11 protein-coding genes are annotated in these 15727 nt (G+C 51.3%); 5 read left to right on the forward strand and 6 right to left on the reverse strand.

Annotated elements, in window-relative coordinates:
• Positions 1-174 precede the first annotated feature (174 nt).
• From H6585_08385 to H6585_08405, 5 genes are read right to left on the reverse strand one after another with little or no spacing between them, the layout of a single operon-like run.
• Positions 175-822, reverse strand: a complete 648-nt coding sequence (locus H6585_08385; protein MCB9448346.1) for a CHAP domain-containing protein — start codon at positions 820-822, stop codon at positions 175-177.
• The gene (locus H6585_08390) at positions 819-1472 is read right to left on the reverse strand and encodes a hypothetical protein (GenBank protein MCB9448347.1); all 654 of its coding nucleotides are present in this window, start codon (positions 1470-1472) and stop codon (positions 819-821) included. The genes H6585_08385 and H6585_08390 overlap by 4 nt, the downstream gene beginning before the upstream one ends.
• Positions 1473-1495: 23 nt before the next feature.
• Positions 1496-2350: a hypothetical protein gene (locus H6585_08395; GenBank protein ID MCB9448348.1), complete on the reverse strand. Its 855-nt coding sequence runs from the start codon at positions 2348-2350 to the stop codon at positions 1496-1498.
• The gene (locus tag H6585_08400; GenBank protein ID MCB9448349.1) at positions 2347-3129 is read right to left on the reverse strand and encodes a sterol desaturase family protein; all 783 of its coding nucleotides are present in this window, start codon (positions 3127-3129) and stop codon (positions 2347-2349) included. Before H6585_08400 ends, H6585_08395 begins: the two co-directional genes overlap by 4 nt.
• 2 nt (positions 3130-3131) lie before the next feature.
• A complete protein-coding gene (locus tag H6585_08405; GenBank protein ID MCB9448350.1) occupies positions 3132-3551 on the reverse strand; it encodes a hypothetical protein in 420 nt (139 codons plus the stop codon).
• Between the two features lie 251 nt (positions 3552-3802).
• Here H6585_08405 and H6585_08410 point away from each other — a divergent pair, with 251 nt between their 5' ends.
• Entirely contained in the window at positions 3803-5695 is a 1893-nt protein-coding gene (locus H6585_08410) for a von Willebrand factor type A domain-containing protein (protein ID MCB9448351.1), read from the forward strand.
• 93 nt (positions 5696-5788) lie between these two features.
• Here the strand turns inward: H6585_08410 and H6585_08415 are convergent, their stop codons facing one another.
• A complete protein-coding gene (locus tag H6585_08415; GenBank protein ID MCB9448352.1) occupies positions 5789-6940 on the reverse strand; it encodes a hypothetical protein in 1152 nt (383 codons plus the stop codon).
• 484 nt (positions 6941-7424) lie between these two features.
• Between H6585_08415 and H6585_08420 the strand changes: the two genes are divergently transcribed.
• From H6585_08420 to H6585_08435, 4 genes are all read left to right on the forward strand, one after another.
• A complete protein-coding gene (locus H6585_08420) occupies positions 7425-7991 on the forward strand; it encodes a hypothetical protein (GenBank protein ID MCB9448353.1) in 567 nt (188 codons plus the stop codon).
• A gap of 65 nt (positions 7992-8056) precedes the next feature.
• The gene (locus H6585_08425) at positions 8057-10015 is read left to right on the forward strand and encodes a cytochrome c (GenBank protein ID MCB9448354.1); all 1959 of its coding nucleotides are present in this window, start codon (positions 8057-8059) and stop codon (positions 10013-10015) included.
• 8 nt (positions 10016-10023) lie between these two features.
• A complete protein-coding gene (locus tag H6585_08430) occupies positions 10024-11022 on the forward strand; it encodes a M28 family peptidase (GenBank protein ID MCB9448355.1) in 999 nt (332 codons plus the stop codon).
• Positions 11023-11571: 549 nt separating this feature from the next.
• Positions 11572-15510 carry a PKD domain-containing protein gene (locus H6585_08435; protein MCB9448356.1) on the forward strand — a complete coding sequence of 1313 codons (3939 nt, stop codon included), beginning with the start codon at positions 11572-11574 and terminating at the stop codon, positions 15508-15510.
• The last annotated feature ends 217 nt before the right edge of the window (positions 15511-15727 follow it).

Below are 15727 nucleotides of genomic sequence, written 5' to 3' on the forward strand. Positions count from 1 at the left end.
CATGTTGATAAGGATTTTAGATGATAGACATTAGACATTGAACCGTTCACGTGTGTCTGGACAACCAGAAACTACAAATCGGAAACCACAAACTTATCCCGGGTGCCAACTTGAAACTTGAGACTTGCGACTCGCTTGCCCGCCGTAGCCTTGGCGAAGGAGGGCCACTTGCCACTACTTCCTCAACCATGCCAGCACACCGCTGTCATCGATGTGCCAGCGACCGTTTGCCTGTTGGAGCTTGAAGGTGGCGCGTGAAGATGCGGATGGACCGGGGTTTTGCTGGATGATCTCGACGGTGTTGTCCGTTACTGCGGATATGATGGCCACGTGGCCGTATGGGTTGAATGCATGTCCGTCGAACACGAGCAGGTCATCGGCCTGGGGTTTGCGCTGGGAAGGATTGCTACACTGCGTCAGGTTGCGTTGCTTGTTCCATTGGCCGTCTGCCAGTTTCTTGTTGAAGAAATCTTTCGCGTGCCCGTAGCTGTCGGGCATCTTGTGGTTCAGGTGTTGGTAGTAGTAGCGTTTGACAAACTCCACGCATTGGTATTTGAGTCCGAGGTTATACCCGTCTGCCGCCACATTGCGACCGCACACATGGTCGACGGAGCCGTTGTAGTACACTTTCACCCCGTTGAGGCTGTCGACCGCATCACCGACCTCATGATCGGTGAAAAGGGTGGTGCGGGTGGCGGCGATGCAAAACGAAAACACGGCCACTGCGATCAGGGATGCAATGAAGAATAATGGTTTTGAACGTTGCACGGCAGATGTATAGAATTGGTGAATAAACCGACAGGTCGGGTATAAACGGTTCATGAATGTCCTTCCACATGTTTTCCTTCCAGGATGGTCAGCAGCAGTCCCATCAGCAACAGGGCGTTCCAGTCATCAAGAAAGGAATAACGTTTGTTGATCTTGCCGGGGTCTTCCTTTGAGCAAAGCACGAAGTAATGGGTATAGGTGCGAACCTCCGCCTGCTCCATCGGAATCACGTAGGATTTAGGTCCGGTCAGTAAATCGGACGAGATGATGATGCCATCCTGTGAAACCGGGGTATTGCAGAGCTCGATGACTTCCCCATCTGTGAAGCGTTTCAGGAGTTTGGGTATCCTTGGGACAAAATAAAAATTCCAGAACCCGTCCAGGATTTGTGCATACAGTTCGTGGTATTCTTTTCGGTGTATGCCATACAGCGATAAGAAGCAAATCTTCAATACCTGCTTGTTCCCATATTGAATTTCCACTTGATACTCCCTGCCGATGTTGAATGCATATCCTTGTAGCCATCGGATACCATATCGGAATGCGGTGATGTCTTCTGCCTGTACTTCGGTGAAAGATTTACTATGCGGATCTTTGCCTTCGTAGCGGATAAACTTTTTTGTCAGGATGAGCTGCCGGGTATGTTTGGATAACAGCCCACGCCGGATGTTGAATTGAAGCGTTTGGGGTTGCGATTCGGTCATGTGCTGCAGGTTGAAGGATGGGGTTATTTGCTAGGAGGTGGTGGAGGAGGCAATGGCAAATATTCGTACTTGTTCATTGAAATCCGAATCGGATAGATATCCATCAATTCATCCCATTCTTCTCTGGATAGTTTTTCAAGGGCTTTGCCAAAAAGAACTGGCGATTGCTCTGAACGCAACTCCCGGAATATTTTCACGACCTGATGCAAGGTGTTCAGGACGGTATCGCATGGGGTATTGATATCCCAGTCCACGGCAATGAAATGTTTGCATTTGTATTTCCGTGATGAATGCGTGTAGTTGGAGTCCTGGCATTCCGGAAAGGTATCGTTGTTGCGGTCCCCGATCAGGTAGGGTTTGAGTAAGTCACTCAAAACAGCCTTGGATACAGGTTGTCCTTCAGCCAGCATTTGGCCCTGCGCATTAAGAAGGATACTGAAGAAATTACACGTTTTCAGTTTGATCGCATAATCTTCATCATCATATTCTGGTATAAGGTTTACATCCAGCCAGAACGTATCGCCACATGAAATCAAAAGTTCATCCATCCTGGCGAAGTATCTATACCCTTTGTGCGCATAGGCGTTCAGTAACCGAAAATACTTCTCCACATCTTTCCCTTCCGGCCGGTGTATCACATACCACAGTGCCGGGCCGATATCGGTGGCGGAGTCCTTGTCAGCCATGCGCACTTCCACCATGGCGGAATCGGCTTCTTCTGCATGTATGCTTTCCGGGAAGCGGTGGGTGAAGCAGAAGAAATCTTCCCAGGATGCACTGTGTTTTACTTTTTCCCATGCCTGCTCGTCGGGTGGTGAGGTGCATGCGGTGAGGGTCAACATGCACACACCGGCAAGGTATATGAAGGCGTGTTTCATACCTGTTTCTTCTTTTTCGGCAACAGGGGTGTGATGAGCTGACCCAGGTATGATTTCGGGAAGGGTTCACGAATGCCGAACTGCTCGGGTTCTTGGTCCGGACAAGTATATGTGCCGAAGATCACATCCATCAGGGGAGAGATGTTGGCGTAGTTACCGGCATCGCGGTTGAGGTCGTGGTGCCAGTGGTGCAGTTCCGGTGCGCCGATGAGCACCCGCAGCGGTCCGATGGGGAAGCGCACGTTCGAGTGGAGGTAGATGGCCCAGATGCCGCGGAAGGCGATCAGTCCGGCGATGGTCTCCAGGGGAAAGCCCAGGATGAATGCAGGTAGGTTGATGAGGCCGATGGTATAGATTGAGTCGAGCGGATGTTCGCGGTGTGCCGCCAGCCAGTCGAGATGTTCGGCGCTGTGATGCACCTTGTGAAAGCGCCAGAGGAAGTCGACCCGGTGCTGCAGCCGGTGCCCCCAGTAGATCAGCAGATCACTCAGTGCTACCACTTCGAAGGCTTGAAGCCACCAGGGTTGGGCGGCCACCTGGTGCCTGAAGGTTCTGGGTACGATGTCATCCAGCAGGTAACTGAAATGCTGCAGCGCCCACGTTACCGCGAAGCCCCACAAAAGATATTGGCCAAGAAAAAAGAAGAGGTCTGTCAGCCAGCGCGGCCGGAAATATTTTTGTCCGGCCTTGGCAGGAAAGGCACGTTCAACCGGCACGAATACGATCGACAAAAAAACCAGGCTGAGCCCGGTGGAGAGAAAGATATTGGCGAAAGGAATGGTCACGGCTTCTTGCGTCGGTGGGCACGTTTGTCTTTGGCCATTTCAGCGCTGTCGGTTTCGTCATTGATCTGGATGACCCTGAAGTCTGACTTGGAGCTGCCCATGAATACCTTTCTGTCCATATGGGTTGAATCCGTATCCAATTTTGTTTTTATGTCTTTCGGGTCGAAAATAAGCGCCGACTTGGAAGTGTGCATCATGTCATTCCGATCGATGTGTATACTGTCCGGTTGGGCTTTGGACGTGTCGTCGGTGATGCTGTCATGACCGGGCACAGAATTGGGGAACATGTTGTTGGTCGTTTGTGTTTCGCCGGGCGGTTCTTGTAGGAAGGCACCACTTCTGTACATGACAAATCCCGAGATCAGCGTCAGGAACAACACGAGGGACAGGTAGCGGAGCGGTGAACGGTAGGTCATAGCTGTTAAACGGATGGTTTTGTATTTAGTATATAATGCAGAAACCTTTCGGAAGATACTTGAATCGTGGTGGTTTTGCAATATGGAAAGAGCAGGTATCTATATTGGTTGACGAATTTATAACAGGTGCACGCAACCGCCGAACCCCTTTGCCCGCCGCTCAGTCGAAATACCCTTCCGTTCGCTCAAACCAGGTGGTAACGGAAGATTTGCGAACGTACATTGAAGCAAACAATCAAACTCACTGCGCCATGAAAACCTTCGTCACTTTTTGTCTCCTGATCGTCTCACTCGCGACGTATTCGCAATCCAACTACAGATTGAAAGGTAAAGTATATGATAAAGCTACCGGTGATGAGGTCATCGGTGCCGTTGTATTGGTTACTGATACTACCGGGACGGAGACGAGCACCCTGTCGGATGTGGGCGGCATGTTTGCCATCAATCTCAAACACCAGGGGCCCTTTCGCATCAGGGTATCATTTATTGGATACAAACAGATAGATATAGAGGGTGTGATGCTCACCGCGGTTAAAACCAAAGAACTTGAAATAAGCCTGGAGGAGGAAAGTGTTCAACTGGATGCGGTGTGTATCACCGTGGAAAAAAAGCCTCTCGCGAAGCAGTGTGTTTCCGTTTGCTATTCAACCGTGGCCGGTGTTTCGGGCAGGAGAAGGAGAGCCGGAAAAGACAAGTCCCAGGCTTACGGTTATAGCTACCAACCGCCAGCCGGTCTCCCTGTGAACACGGAATCCTACAGCAAGATCCGCGACAACAAGTTCCAGTCGGTGCAATCTGATCCCCTGTCTACCTTCTCCATCGATGTGGACAATGCCTCGTATTCCAACGTCCGTCGCATGATCAACCACGGCGAGAAACCGGACCCGGATGCGGGGCGCATCGAAGAAATGATCAATTACTTTCCCTACGATTATCCGATGCCTGAAGACGGAAGTCCGTTCAGTATCACCACCGAATACGGCGCATGCCCGTGGGATGAAGACCACCATTTGCTACGCGTCGGCATCCAGGCGACCCGGAAACTTGAAAAGGACAACATGAACAGCAACCTGGTCTTCCTGGTGGATGTGTCGGGTTCCATGAACGATCCGGATAAACTTCCGCTTGTGGTGCGGTCGTTGCAATTGCTTACCGACCAGCTGAAGAACAATGACCGCGTGGCCATCGTGGTATATGCCGGAGCAGCTGGTGTTGTGCTGCCGTCTACACCCGCACGCAAAAAGGAGCAGATCATGGATGCGCTCAACCAGCTGTCGGCCGGTGGTTCCACGGCCGGTGGTGAAGGCATCGAAATGGCGTATGAGATCGCTTCTCAGAACTTCATCAAAAATGGAAACAACCGCGTGATCCTGGCCACCGACGGCGACTTCAACGTAGGCGTTTCATCCACCGATGAGCTGACGAAGCTGATTGAAAAGAAACGCGACAAGGGCATCTACCTCACCATTTGCGGATATGGAATGGGCAACTATAAAGATGACAGGATGGAAGCCATCAGCAATGCGGGCAACGGCAACTATTTCTACATCGACAATTTCAATGAAGCGCGGAAGGTGTTTTCCACGGATGTGTTGGCCAACCTGTATACCGTGGCGAAAGATGTGAAGATCCAGGTGGAGTTCAACCCGGCGAATGTGCAGTCTTACCGGCTGATCGGTTACGTGAACCGGTTGTTGGAAGATGAGGATTTCAATGACGATACCAAGGATGCGGGTGAGGTGGGGGCAGGCCACCGGGTCACCGCCTTGTATGAGATTGTTCCGGCCGGAAGCAAAAGCAAGGCGGGAAAGAACCTGGTCGACAGCCTGAAATACCAGCGCACTTCGGATGTGTCGGTTTTCGGAAATGAGATCGCCACACTCAAGCTGCGGTACAAAAAGCCTGATGAAAATGAAAGTCGGCTGCTGGTGCATCCCGTGAGCTCCGACCCGGCTGTCGCCAGTCAGGATTACACGTTCAGCGTGGCTGTGGCTGCTTTCGGCATGCTGTTGCGCGATTCAAAGGACAAGGGGAAACTCACATACGACGACGTGCTGCGGATGGCGAAAGAGGGCAAAGGAAAAGACGATGAAGGTTATCGTGCGGAGTTTATCAGCATGGTGAAAATGGCGGAGAAGTTTTGATGTTTTTACCACATAGACACATAGTCCCTGGAGAGCTATCTTGAGAGCCTCTTGTGATCTATGTGTCTATGTGGTTCAGGGTCTTTTTTCCGTCTACATCTTGCTCTTCGGTTTCAGGAACGCGGCGTTCCTTTCAAGGAAGTTGAACCCGATGTCAACGGTCACCACATCCCCGGTTTGCATGTGAAATGTATAATACCTTCCGTCGGTTTCTACCCTGGGTTCTTTTTGATCGGGGTGCTCCCACCAGGATGGCGACATGCGGGGATCGTTCACGCGTAACTCCCATGTAGCCTCATAAGACCCGGTGGTAAGGGCGCCTTTGCGGAGGTAGTCCCACAGCAGGAATCGCTCCGCTTCCGTGAGTGTGATGTATAAACGGTTCTGTTCGAAGGATACCGGTAGAAGGCGGGTGTATGCGGGTAATGACGAGGTGTTTAAGGGTTCCGGAAACACATCCTGGATCAAATATTTCAAGTGCGGGTAGGCCATATACAATGCATGTGTTCCTTGCGCCCCGATATCCTCAATGGATTGAATGATGGAATCGTGATGAAGAAATACCGTTATGATGCTTGAGTTATCAGTTGCTCCGTCGTCATACACCGAATCAAGATGAATGACATCTGCCTTTTCAAATCTGCTTGCAACCTCACGAAAAATCCCGGGAGAAACATGTGTTTCAAACAAACCGCTATCGGCAGCATACATCTTCCCATTGTAAATGAATGTGCCCTGCGCATCAATCATCATGTCAGCAACGGGACAATATCCCTCACATCCTGTGCTTGATAGTACGATTTTATCGAAATGAAAGGTTGTATCCGGTGCTGCTTTTATACGGCAAAACCGGACCGAATCCTGTCCGTCCATTTCCAGTTCCAATAGGTCGGATGTGATTTCGCGTATGCCCGCAAAGTACGTCCAGGTTGAATCCGCCAGGTTGAGATACAGAATGGAATCCTGCCTGATCCGGTACCGGGTAGTATAGCCACAGTAGCGCAAATGATCTTTGGTAGGGATTCTCCGGTACATGTGGAAAGGCATCTCCATGATGCTGTCGTTGATGAAGGCAATGTTCAGACTCCATGGGACAGATTGATAGGTGGTGACGGAGTCGGTGCCATTCCATTGCTTCACGGGCCAGCATGTTTTCCAAGAACCGATCAGTTGCGCGCGCCGGTCATCCGGTTTGCATCCGGCCATGCATAGGAGGATGGCAAAAATGAATAGGAATCGTTTCATATGTACAAGATATGAAATGTGGGATGGTTCGTGGTTCGATGTTCGTTGTTTCGAAAGAAGCTTGAGATGTGAGACAATAGACAATAGATGTCAGAGGCCACAGGGCATGCGAATGCCTGTAACTTGAGACTTGAGACTCGCCACTTGCGACTCATTGTAGCGTACCTACGGCACGCCTGACTTCCTTCCAACGATACATGCCACCAACGTGCTGCTCCGATGGAGCAGAGACCACCATTGTTGGATCTATATAAGCAGGCGAATGCCATGTTCCGTCAGGAACATCCCATTGGTGGCAAACTGCGTGGATGAACTTCAAAGCGTTCCATCGGAACGCCACAAGGTTGTGGTTGATGATTGACTTGAGACATTAGACATTTGATGTTACCTGGCACACGTTTGTCGGAACAACTTGAAACTTGCTACTATTGACTTATGACTAATGACTATTTTATACCTTAGGCTACTTATCAACCCATACAACATGCCACTGCAATCCGAAGCATCACCAGACGAAGAAAGTTCACCATTTTACCAGGAGAACAAGCGTGTATGCACCAAATGGGAGTCATTCATTTTGTCGCATGGCGGTAGGGCAACCGGCAAATACAATGCATGGGCGTTGATCTTTCATGGCGAGTTCAAGGTGGGTCATGTATGGAGGATAGGTTTGAAGAAGTCGACCGTTGATCATGGAAGCATACTGCTCTCGTCAAAGAAAAACCTGCTGATGCGTACCTGGATCCGAACAACCCATCCGCAGCTGTCAAGAGAGGATGTTGTTGTCAGGAAGCGCAGGCGATCAGATGGTCTGGTTGGAAAGATCGGCGGGCGGTTGTATCAACTGGAGGGATACCCCCGCTACACCCTGCAAATTGCTTCCGATGCACGAAATCCGCTTGCATCCGTTTGTCAACTGCTGGGGGCGTACCTGTCAAGGGAAGAGATCGAACAGGTGAAGTACAACCAGGGAACGGGTGAGTTGATGATCGAATTCAATATCCTTTTTATAGACTTCGGCATGATGAAATCCCTTCTTGAGAATTTATAATAACTTCTTCTCGTATGAGCAGACACCCAATTGTTCATCACTTGAAATCCTTATGGGTCTTTGTTATGGGCCTGATGTGTTTCATGGGATGTTCCACCGATCCTGCATCCGAACTTCAGCAAAGCATGAAGCTTTACCCCGACGATCCTTTCAGCAATGCCATGGTGCAAAGCGAAACCTTTCATCTTTCTGGAAAGGAAAGCAAGGTGTTTGAAAGCAGCAAGGGAGTGACGGTGTCCGTCCCCGAAGGCGCTTTTCTTGATGAGAACGGGGAGGTGTTCCGGGGAGATATCAATGTGGAGGTGGCGTCGGCCTACACGGCAGATGAGCTGATCTCATCCCACCTGATGCCTGAGGTGAACAACGGCACCCTTCGTAACAACCACATGGTGTTTGTGAATGCAACGGGAGAAGGAAGGCCTTTGCGGGTAAATCCTGAAAACCCGATGTATGTGGAGGTGCCTTCCGATAAGGATCAACAGGGTGAAATGACTATTTTTAAAGGACAGCGTGACAGGCAAGGCAACATGACATGGGAAAGACGGAATCCCAGAACCTTCCTGATCCCGGTGGACATGGAAGAACTGGATTTTTACCCGGATGGATTTGAGCGAACGGTGATCGAAGGCATGCCTTTCAGGGGACATGACATGGCCGACAGGGCGTTGATCGACAGTTTGTATTATGCCTTGTCGGGTTTGGTGTTTGAGGGCATGGGAGATGGCATCTCGCAGCACTTAAAAAATGGTGTTCGTTGCGGCATTGATCCTGCGTCTGTCCAAACCATCCGGGGCAGAAAATTTCAGAACACCCTGATCTCCACCCATGCGTTCGAACAACGCATGCACGACATCCATCTTACATGTAATCAAAAAGTGCTGGAGGTGTATGCGAACAATCTCAACAAAGACCTGTGCCAGCTCGACAGCATGGCGGCCGTCGTGTTGAAGGATCATCCGCTGCACCACCGGTTCGTGGAATACGCCGCACAGAAACTCACCAACGTGAAGGATGCCCCGGTATCAGCCCGGATGCTGAGCGACTACTACTCGCGCAAACTGAAACAGAACAGGGAAAAGCTGGAGGCGGAATCTGCGAAGTATCGAAAAGAACTGGAATGGAAGAGCAAGGTGGCTAAAAAGCAGCGGGAGAAATTCAGGGCCCTGCTGGATGAACGCCAGGAATACCGCACGCGCAAGTTCGGCTTTGAGGTGACCGAGACCGGCTGGTACAATGCGGCGGTAGAACTGTCGGTGGACGACCTGAAGAAATTTAGATTGCACGTTCATATAGAGAATGGAGAAGATTTCGACCGGGTACATGTATATGTGCTGAACAGCATCATTAAAAGTTTGTTTGCCATGGAGGGTGAGAGCAAGTCGGATTACCGCAGGGGATTCGGTGAAGATTCGCAGCTGCTTCTTTGGGACATGCAATGGGCAACTGTTATCGCCGTCGGATACAAGGGAGACAGTATTGCCTTTGCCGCAGATAACTTCAGTGAAAAGGAGGAAATAGAACTATCCCTTACCCTTGGGTGGACCGACAACCTGCGCAAAGATCTAAGAGCATACACATGGGGGCTCGACAGAGTCAACAATATTCAGCTCGATCTTGAGTACCAGGCGCGCTTCGCCAGGGAACAGGAAAGGCAAAAACGCCTTGCGGATGAACGGCTATTCAAACTTGCACTGGCGGAAAAAGCACTTGCCTGCTGCTTTGATGATGAAGCATATGAAACCGGTGAAAGTTTGTTCAGTACCCATTGCACATCCTGTCATTCAATCGGTCGCGGAAGGGTCATCGGCCCTGACCTGAAAGGCATCATGGACAGAGCGCCGTCTCTGAACTGGCTCATTAAGTGGAATCGGAACTCCCAGTTACTCATCGCATCGGGAGATGCATACGCCAACAAAGTGTTTGAAGAAAACAATAAGGTAATTGAGCCTCCCCGGGGTTTGTCAGAAAAACAGCTGAAGAAAATCTACACATTCATCGAAAGCTTTGGACCCTCAACCGAATGACCATGAACATGCGATCCGGTAACCGGAAACGATGGCGCACCCTCGGTACTGTGCTGTTCCTGGTAATAGTATGCACTCGCCTTATCGCGGAAGTTTTTGTGCATCCCGTCTGGTTTCCGGGCAAAGAAGAGAACCGCATTCATGCCGATACCACACGACTGCGCGCGGATGTGGCCTTTCTGACCGGCCTGGATACACCACGCAACTACCTTCATGCATCCGTCCTGGAACAGGTGGAAGCATATATTCACGATTCGTTCATAAACAGCGGCGGCAGGGTGGAACGACAACCGGTGCCGGTTGGTGAAACCGAGTACGCGAATGTCATTTGCTTTTTTGGTCCGGATACCGGCACCCGGATCATCGTGGGTGCACATTATGATGTGTGCGACAACCTGCCCGGTGCCGATGACAATGCCAGCGGCGTGGCAGGTTTGCTGGAACTGGCGCGTCACATGAAAGCACATGAAGCAGAACTGAAGTATCGGATAGACCTGGTGGCATACACATTGGAGGAACCGCCTTTTTTCCGCTCGGAATATATGGGCAGCGCGGTGCATGCACGCTCACTACACGAGAACGGTGTGAAAGTGAAAGGCATGATCTGCCTGGAAATGATCGGTTATTTCAGCGATGCACCCGCGTCACAATCTTACCCGATAGGGTTGTTGAAGTGGATATATCCCGCCAAAGGAGATTTTATCATGGTCGTCGGAAAGGTATTCGGAGGCAGCCTGCTCAGGCATGTGAAGAAAAGCATGATGCGCGGTTCCGATGTGGATGTGAGGTCCATCTCCGCACCCACCTCCATTCCCGGCATCGATTTTTCGGATCACCTCAATTACTGGAAGTACCACTACCCGGCGGTGTTGATCACCAATACCGCCTTCTATCGCAACCATGCTTACCATACGGAAGAAGATACCTCCGATCGACTCGACTATGCCCGCATGGCCGAAGTGGTGAGCGGTGTGTTCAATGCGGTGTTGGATTTGGGGGGAGATTAGATGCCAGATGCTCCTCACACCAAACCAACCGACTCACCTGCTAAAGCCTAAGCGCAGAAGGGCCAACTTGAGACTCGCGACTTGCTTGCCCGCCGCAGCCTTGGCGAAGGCGGGCCAACTTGAAACTCTCAACTTGAAATTCGAAACTCCCCTCTGAATGCGTAAGATCTTCCTTCAATCTGCATTGCCACTCCCCATATGATGTATTATCTATGCATGGATCCGGATCCATTTTGGCTTCATTGATTCAAACGAATCAGATGGGTCACATTCAATAAAGTGCGTATGTGAATCTTCGGACTCGGAATGGAGATGTGAAGGTTAGGTGTTTTGACGGATGTTTGGTGATGCCTGATTTTTCAGGTGTTCCGGAAGATTTAACAAAAAAGTAGCGTCAGGATATTGACTCATTCACAAACGTGAAGTAAGTTCGAACTACCTCCGAAAATAAACAACAGGGTAACTGTGTGCGATCACGCAGATATGTGATGATGGGCACGCCGCACAGGTGACCATTACTAGTATTAGTTACACCTTAATCCTAACATTATGAAAAATCTGTTCGCCTGGAAACGAATGTGCACCGGGCTGTTCTCTCTACTCATTCTGGGATTCGGCTTCATGGCCCATGCCCAGAACCCCGATAAAGCCTGTAAGCTTAAAGCCAGGTTTGATTTCAAAGTCGACAGCTGCAAAGTAACCTTTGCCGACCTCAGCCTCGCCGGTGCAGGTACCACCATCACCAACTGGTATTGGGATTTCGGCGATGGTACCACATCCCTGCTGCAGAACCCCACCCACGTGTATACATTCTCAGGCGCCTACAACGTGTGTCTGACCATCGTAGGTGTGAATGCCGCAGGCGAGCGATGCAAAGATCAGTTCTGTGCACGCGTGCAGGTCAACGGTTGTGGATTCAACCTGCCCTGTAAACTCAAGGCCCGCTTCGGAGTCAAAGACAGTTGCCTGACGGCGAATTTTACCGATTTCAGCCTGTCAGGTCTCGGAACCACCATCACCGCCTGGTATTGGGATTTTGGTGATGGCGGCACATCCACCCTGCAGAATCCGACACACGTGTACGGCGCAACAGGTGTGTACAACGTGTGCCTGACCATTGTGGGTGTGAACCCCAACGGACAGCAATGTAAAGATCAGTATTGTGCCAAGGTCAAGGTGAAGGATTGCGGACAAACCGAACCCTGCCGCCTGCTGTCGCGCTTTAAATTCCGCGACAGTTGCCTCACCGTGAATTTCCTGGATGCAAGCCTTGCCGGTGCCGGCACCACCATCACCAGCTGGTACTGGAACTTCGGTGACGGCGGTACATCTACCCTGCAAAACCCAACCCATACCTACCCGGGAACCGGCGTGTACAACGTTTGTCTCACCATTGTAGGTGTGAATGCAGCCGGACAGTATTGCAGAGATCAATACTGCGTTAATGTGAAAGTGAAAGATTGCGGTCAGAACGAACCGTGTGTGGTGTTCCCGAGATTTAAACTCATTGATAGCTGTCTGACCGTGAACTTCTATGACGGAAGCACAGCCGGCACAGGCACTACCATCACCAACTGGTACTGGAACTTCGGCGACGGCGGTACATCCACCCTGCAAAACCCGATGCATACCTACGGCGCGGCAGGTGTATACAATGTATGCCTGACCATTGTCGGTGTGAACGTAGACGGTACCCAATGCAAAGATCAGATCTGCATTCCGGTGACGGTGAAAGATTGCGGCAAACCGTGTGAAGTGTATCCAAGGTTCCAGTGGGCTGATAGCTGTCTCACAGTGAACTTCCTTGACTTCAGCGCAGCGGGTGCCGGCACCACCATTACCAACTGGTATTGGAATTTCGGTGATGGCGGTACATCCACCCTGCAAAATCCGGTGCATACGTTCCCGGCAGCGGGTACCTATAACGTGTGTCTCATCGTGGTGGGCATGAATGCCGACAGCGTGAGATGCAAGAACGAACTCTGCCTGGATGTAACCGTGAAAGATTGTGGCAACGAACCCTGTGCGGTATATCCCAAGTTCGACTGGCGCGATAGCTGCCTGACGGTGAATTTCCTTGACTTCAGCGCAGCGGGTATCGGCACTACCATCACCAGCTGGTTCTGGGATTTCGGCGACGGCGGTACATCCACTTTGCAGAACCCGATGCATACGTTCCCGGTAGCGGGCACATATACGGTATGCCTGACCGTTGTGGGTACCAATCCCCTCACCGCCACTGAATGCAAAGACAGACTTTGTCTGCAGGTGACAGTAAAAGATTGTGGCAACGAACCCTGTGCGGTATATCCGAGGTTCGACTGGCGTGATAGCTGTCTGACGGTGAATTTCCTCGACTTCAGTGCGGCCGGTGCCGGCACCACCATCACCAACTGGTACTGGAACTTTGGCGATGGCGGTACATCCACTTTGCAGAACCCGATGCATACTTTCCCGGCAGCAGGCACATATACGGTATGCCTGACCGTTGTGGGCACCAATCCGCAGACCGCTACCGAATGCAAAAACCAACTTTGTCTGCAGGTAACGGTGAAAGACTGCGGCAACCCACCCTGTGAAGTATACCCGAGGTTCCAGTGGGCCGACAGCTGCCTCACGGTGAATTTCCTCGACTTCAGTGCGGCCGGTCCGGGTACCACCATCACCGACTGGTACTGGAACTTTGGCGACGGCGGTACATCCACCCTGCAAAATCCGATGCATACATTCCCTGCCGCGGGTACTTATAAGGTATGCCTCACGGTTGTGGGTATCAACGCCGACAGCGTGAGATGCAAGAATGAACTTTGCCTGGATGTGACTGTGAAGGATTGTAGCAATGATTGCGTGGTACACGCCAGGTTTGCCTATGGGGCACATTGCCTCACGGTGAACTTTACCGATAACAGCGCAGCCGATCCGGGTACCGTGATCACCAGCTGGTTCTGGGATTTCGGTGACGGAAATACATCCACCCTCCAAAATCCGTCTCATACCTATGCGGCTGGTGGAACGTATACCGTATGTCTGAAGGTTGCAGGTGTGAGCGCAGACGGCTCTCAGTGTGAAGACAAGATCTGCGGTACGATTCTCGTGCAACCGTGTGACCAGGATACATGTGCCGTGTACCCTCGTTTCGACTGGCAGGATAGCTGCCTGACGGTGAACTTCACCGACTACAGCGTCACCGGACCGGGTACCGGAATCACCAACTGGTACTGGAGTTTCGGGGATGGCAGCACATCCACCTTGCAGAACCCGACGCATACCTTCCCTGCAGCCGGCACCTATAAAGTATGCCTGGCAGTTGTAGGCATGAATGCCGACAGCATGCAATGCAAGAACGAACTCTGCATGGATGTGACCGTGAAGGATTGCGGCAACGAACCCTGCACGCTGATGCCGAAGTTCGACTGGAAAGACAGTTGCCTGATGGTACTGTTCGTTGATGGAAGCTTGTCAGGCCCTGGCACCACCATCACCAGCTGGAACTGGAGCTTTGGCGATGGCGGTACGTCATCTCTGCAGAATCCGACACATGTATATGCAGTTGCGGGTACCTACAAGGTATGCCTGGGGATTGCCGGTGTGAGCACCGATGGTACCCAATGCCGTGACGAAGTGTGTATGGAAGTGACGGTGAAAGATTGCGGCAATGAGCCTTGCTCGTTGGTGCCCAGGTTCGATTGGAAAGACAGCTGCCAGACGGTGAGCTTCATCGATCTAAGTGCATTCGGTGTCGGAACGGTCATCACCAACTGGTATTGGGACTTCGGAGACGGCGGTACATCGACCTTGCAAAACCCGACCCATGCCTATGTTTCGCCCGGCGTATACGTGGTATGCCTGACCATCGTGGGTGTAACAGCCGATGGCAACCAGTGCAAAGACCAGGTATGCACGCAGGTGGTGGTGAACCCCTGTGACAACGGAGGATGCATCGTAGTGCCGAAGTTTGGGCTGAAGCGCGATAGTTGTACGGTGTCCTTTGTGGACCTGAGCACCACAGCTCCCGGAACCATCATTGGTTCATGGAATTGGGACTTCGGTGATGGTGGTACATCAAATGTGCAGAACCCCACCCATACCTATGCGGCCTCCGGTACGTATGTTGTATGCCTTGAAGTATCTGGTGTAACGGCAGACGGTACCCAATGCAGGGATAAGATCTGTGAAGCAATCACTGTCCTGTGTGATAGTGCAGATCCGCAGATCAGACCCATACGGAAGATGAACCTGTCATCCCTGGAAGTGTTCCCGAACCCGGCTACCAACCAGGCGCAGGTACGGTTCCTGGTCGCTGAAGAAGGTGCGGTTAACATCACCGTGTATGACATGCAGGGAAGGGTACTTGATGTGTTGCAGAATGGCAACATGACGGCCGGTGCACATAGCATTGATTGGAAAGTAAGTGTACCTCCCGGAGTATACATGGTAACCGTCAGAACCGAAGTTTCCATTGAAAGGAAACAGGTTGTGATCCGGTAAACCGTTAAATAAATTCATGAATCGGGGCTGCCTGGATAAGGCAGCCCCTTTTTGTTGGCGCCCGTTACCACTGAGATGCTGGTTGGATCATGGTGGTTCGTATTCATTGCATGATACAATCTTACATCTTCCGGCGCCGGATGGGCTGACAAAAGTCACCGTCAGGGCTGGAGCTACATCATCGCATTCCAAAAGGATTCGCCATTCCTTTGACAAA

The sequence above is a fragment of the Flavobacteriales bacterium genome (assembly GCA_020635855.1).
Classification (GTDB): domain Bacteria; phylum Bacteroidota; class Bacteroidia; order JACJYZ01; family JACJYZ01; genus JACJYZ01.

Coding starts and splice junctions, on each gene's coding strand:
- H6585_08415 (MCB9448352.1), bottom strand. CDS start 6,940: ATGAAACGATTCCTATTCATTTTTGCCATCCTCCTATGCATGGCCGGA.
- H6585_08410 (MCB9448351.1), top strand. CDS start 3,803: ATGAAAACCTTCGTCACTTTTTGTCTCCTGATCGTCTCACTCGCGACG.
- H6585_08435 (MCB9448356.1), top strand. CDS start 11,572: ATGAAAAATCTGTTCGCCTGGAAACGAATGTGCACCGGGCTGTTCTCT.
- H6585_08425 (MCB9448354.1), top strand. CDS start 8,057: ATGGGCCTGATGTGTTTCATGGGATGTTCCACCGATCCTGCATCCGAA.
- H6585_08430 (MCB9448355.1), top strand. CDS start 10,024: ATGCGATCCGGTAACCGGAAACGATGGCGCACCCTCGGTACTGTGCTG.
- H6585_08385 (MCB9448346.1), bottom strand. CDS start 822: ATGAACCGTTTATACCCGACCTGTCGGTTTATTCACCAATTCTATACA.
- H6585_08390 (MCB9448347.1), bottom strand. CDS start 1,472: ATGACCGAATCGCAACCCCAAACGCTTCAATTCAACATCCGGCGTGGG.
- H6585_08395 (MCB9448348.1), bottom strand. CDS start 2,350: ATGAAACACGCCTTCATATACCTTGCCGGTGTGTGCATGTTGACCCTC.
- H6585_08405 (MCB9448350.1), bottom strand. CDS start 3,551: ATGACCTACCGTTCACCGCTCCGCTACCTGTCCCTCGTGTTGTTCCTG.
- H6585_08420 (MCB9448353.1), top strand. CDS start 7,425: ATGCCACTGCAATCCGAAGCATCACCAGACGAAGAAAGTTCACCATTT.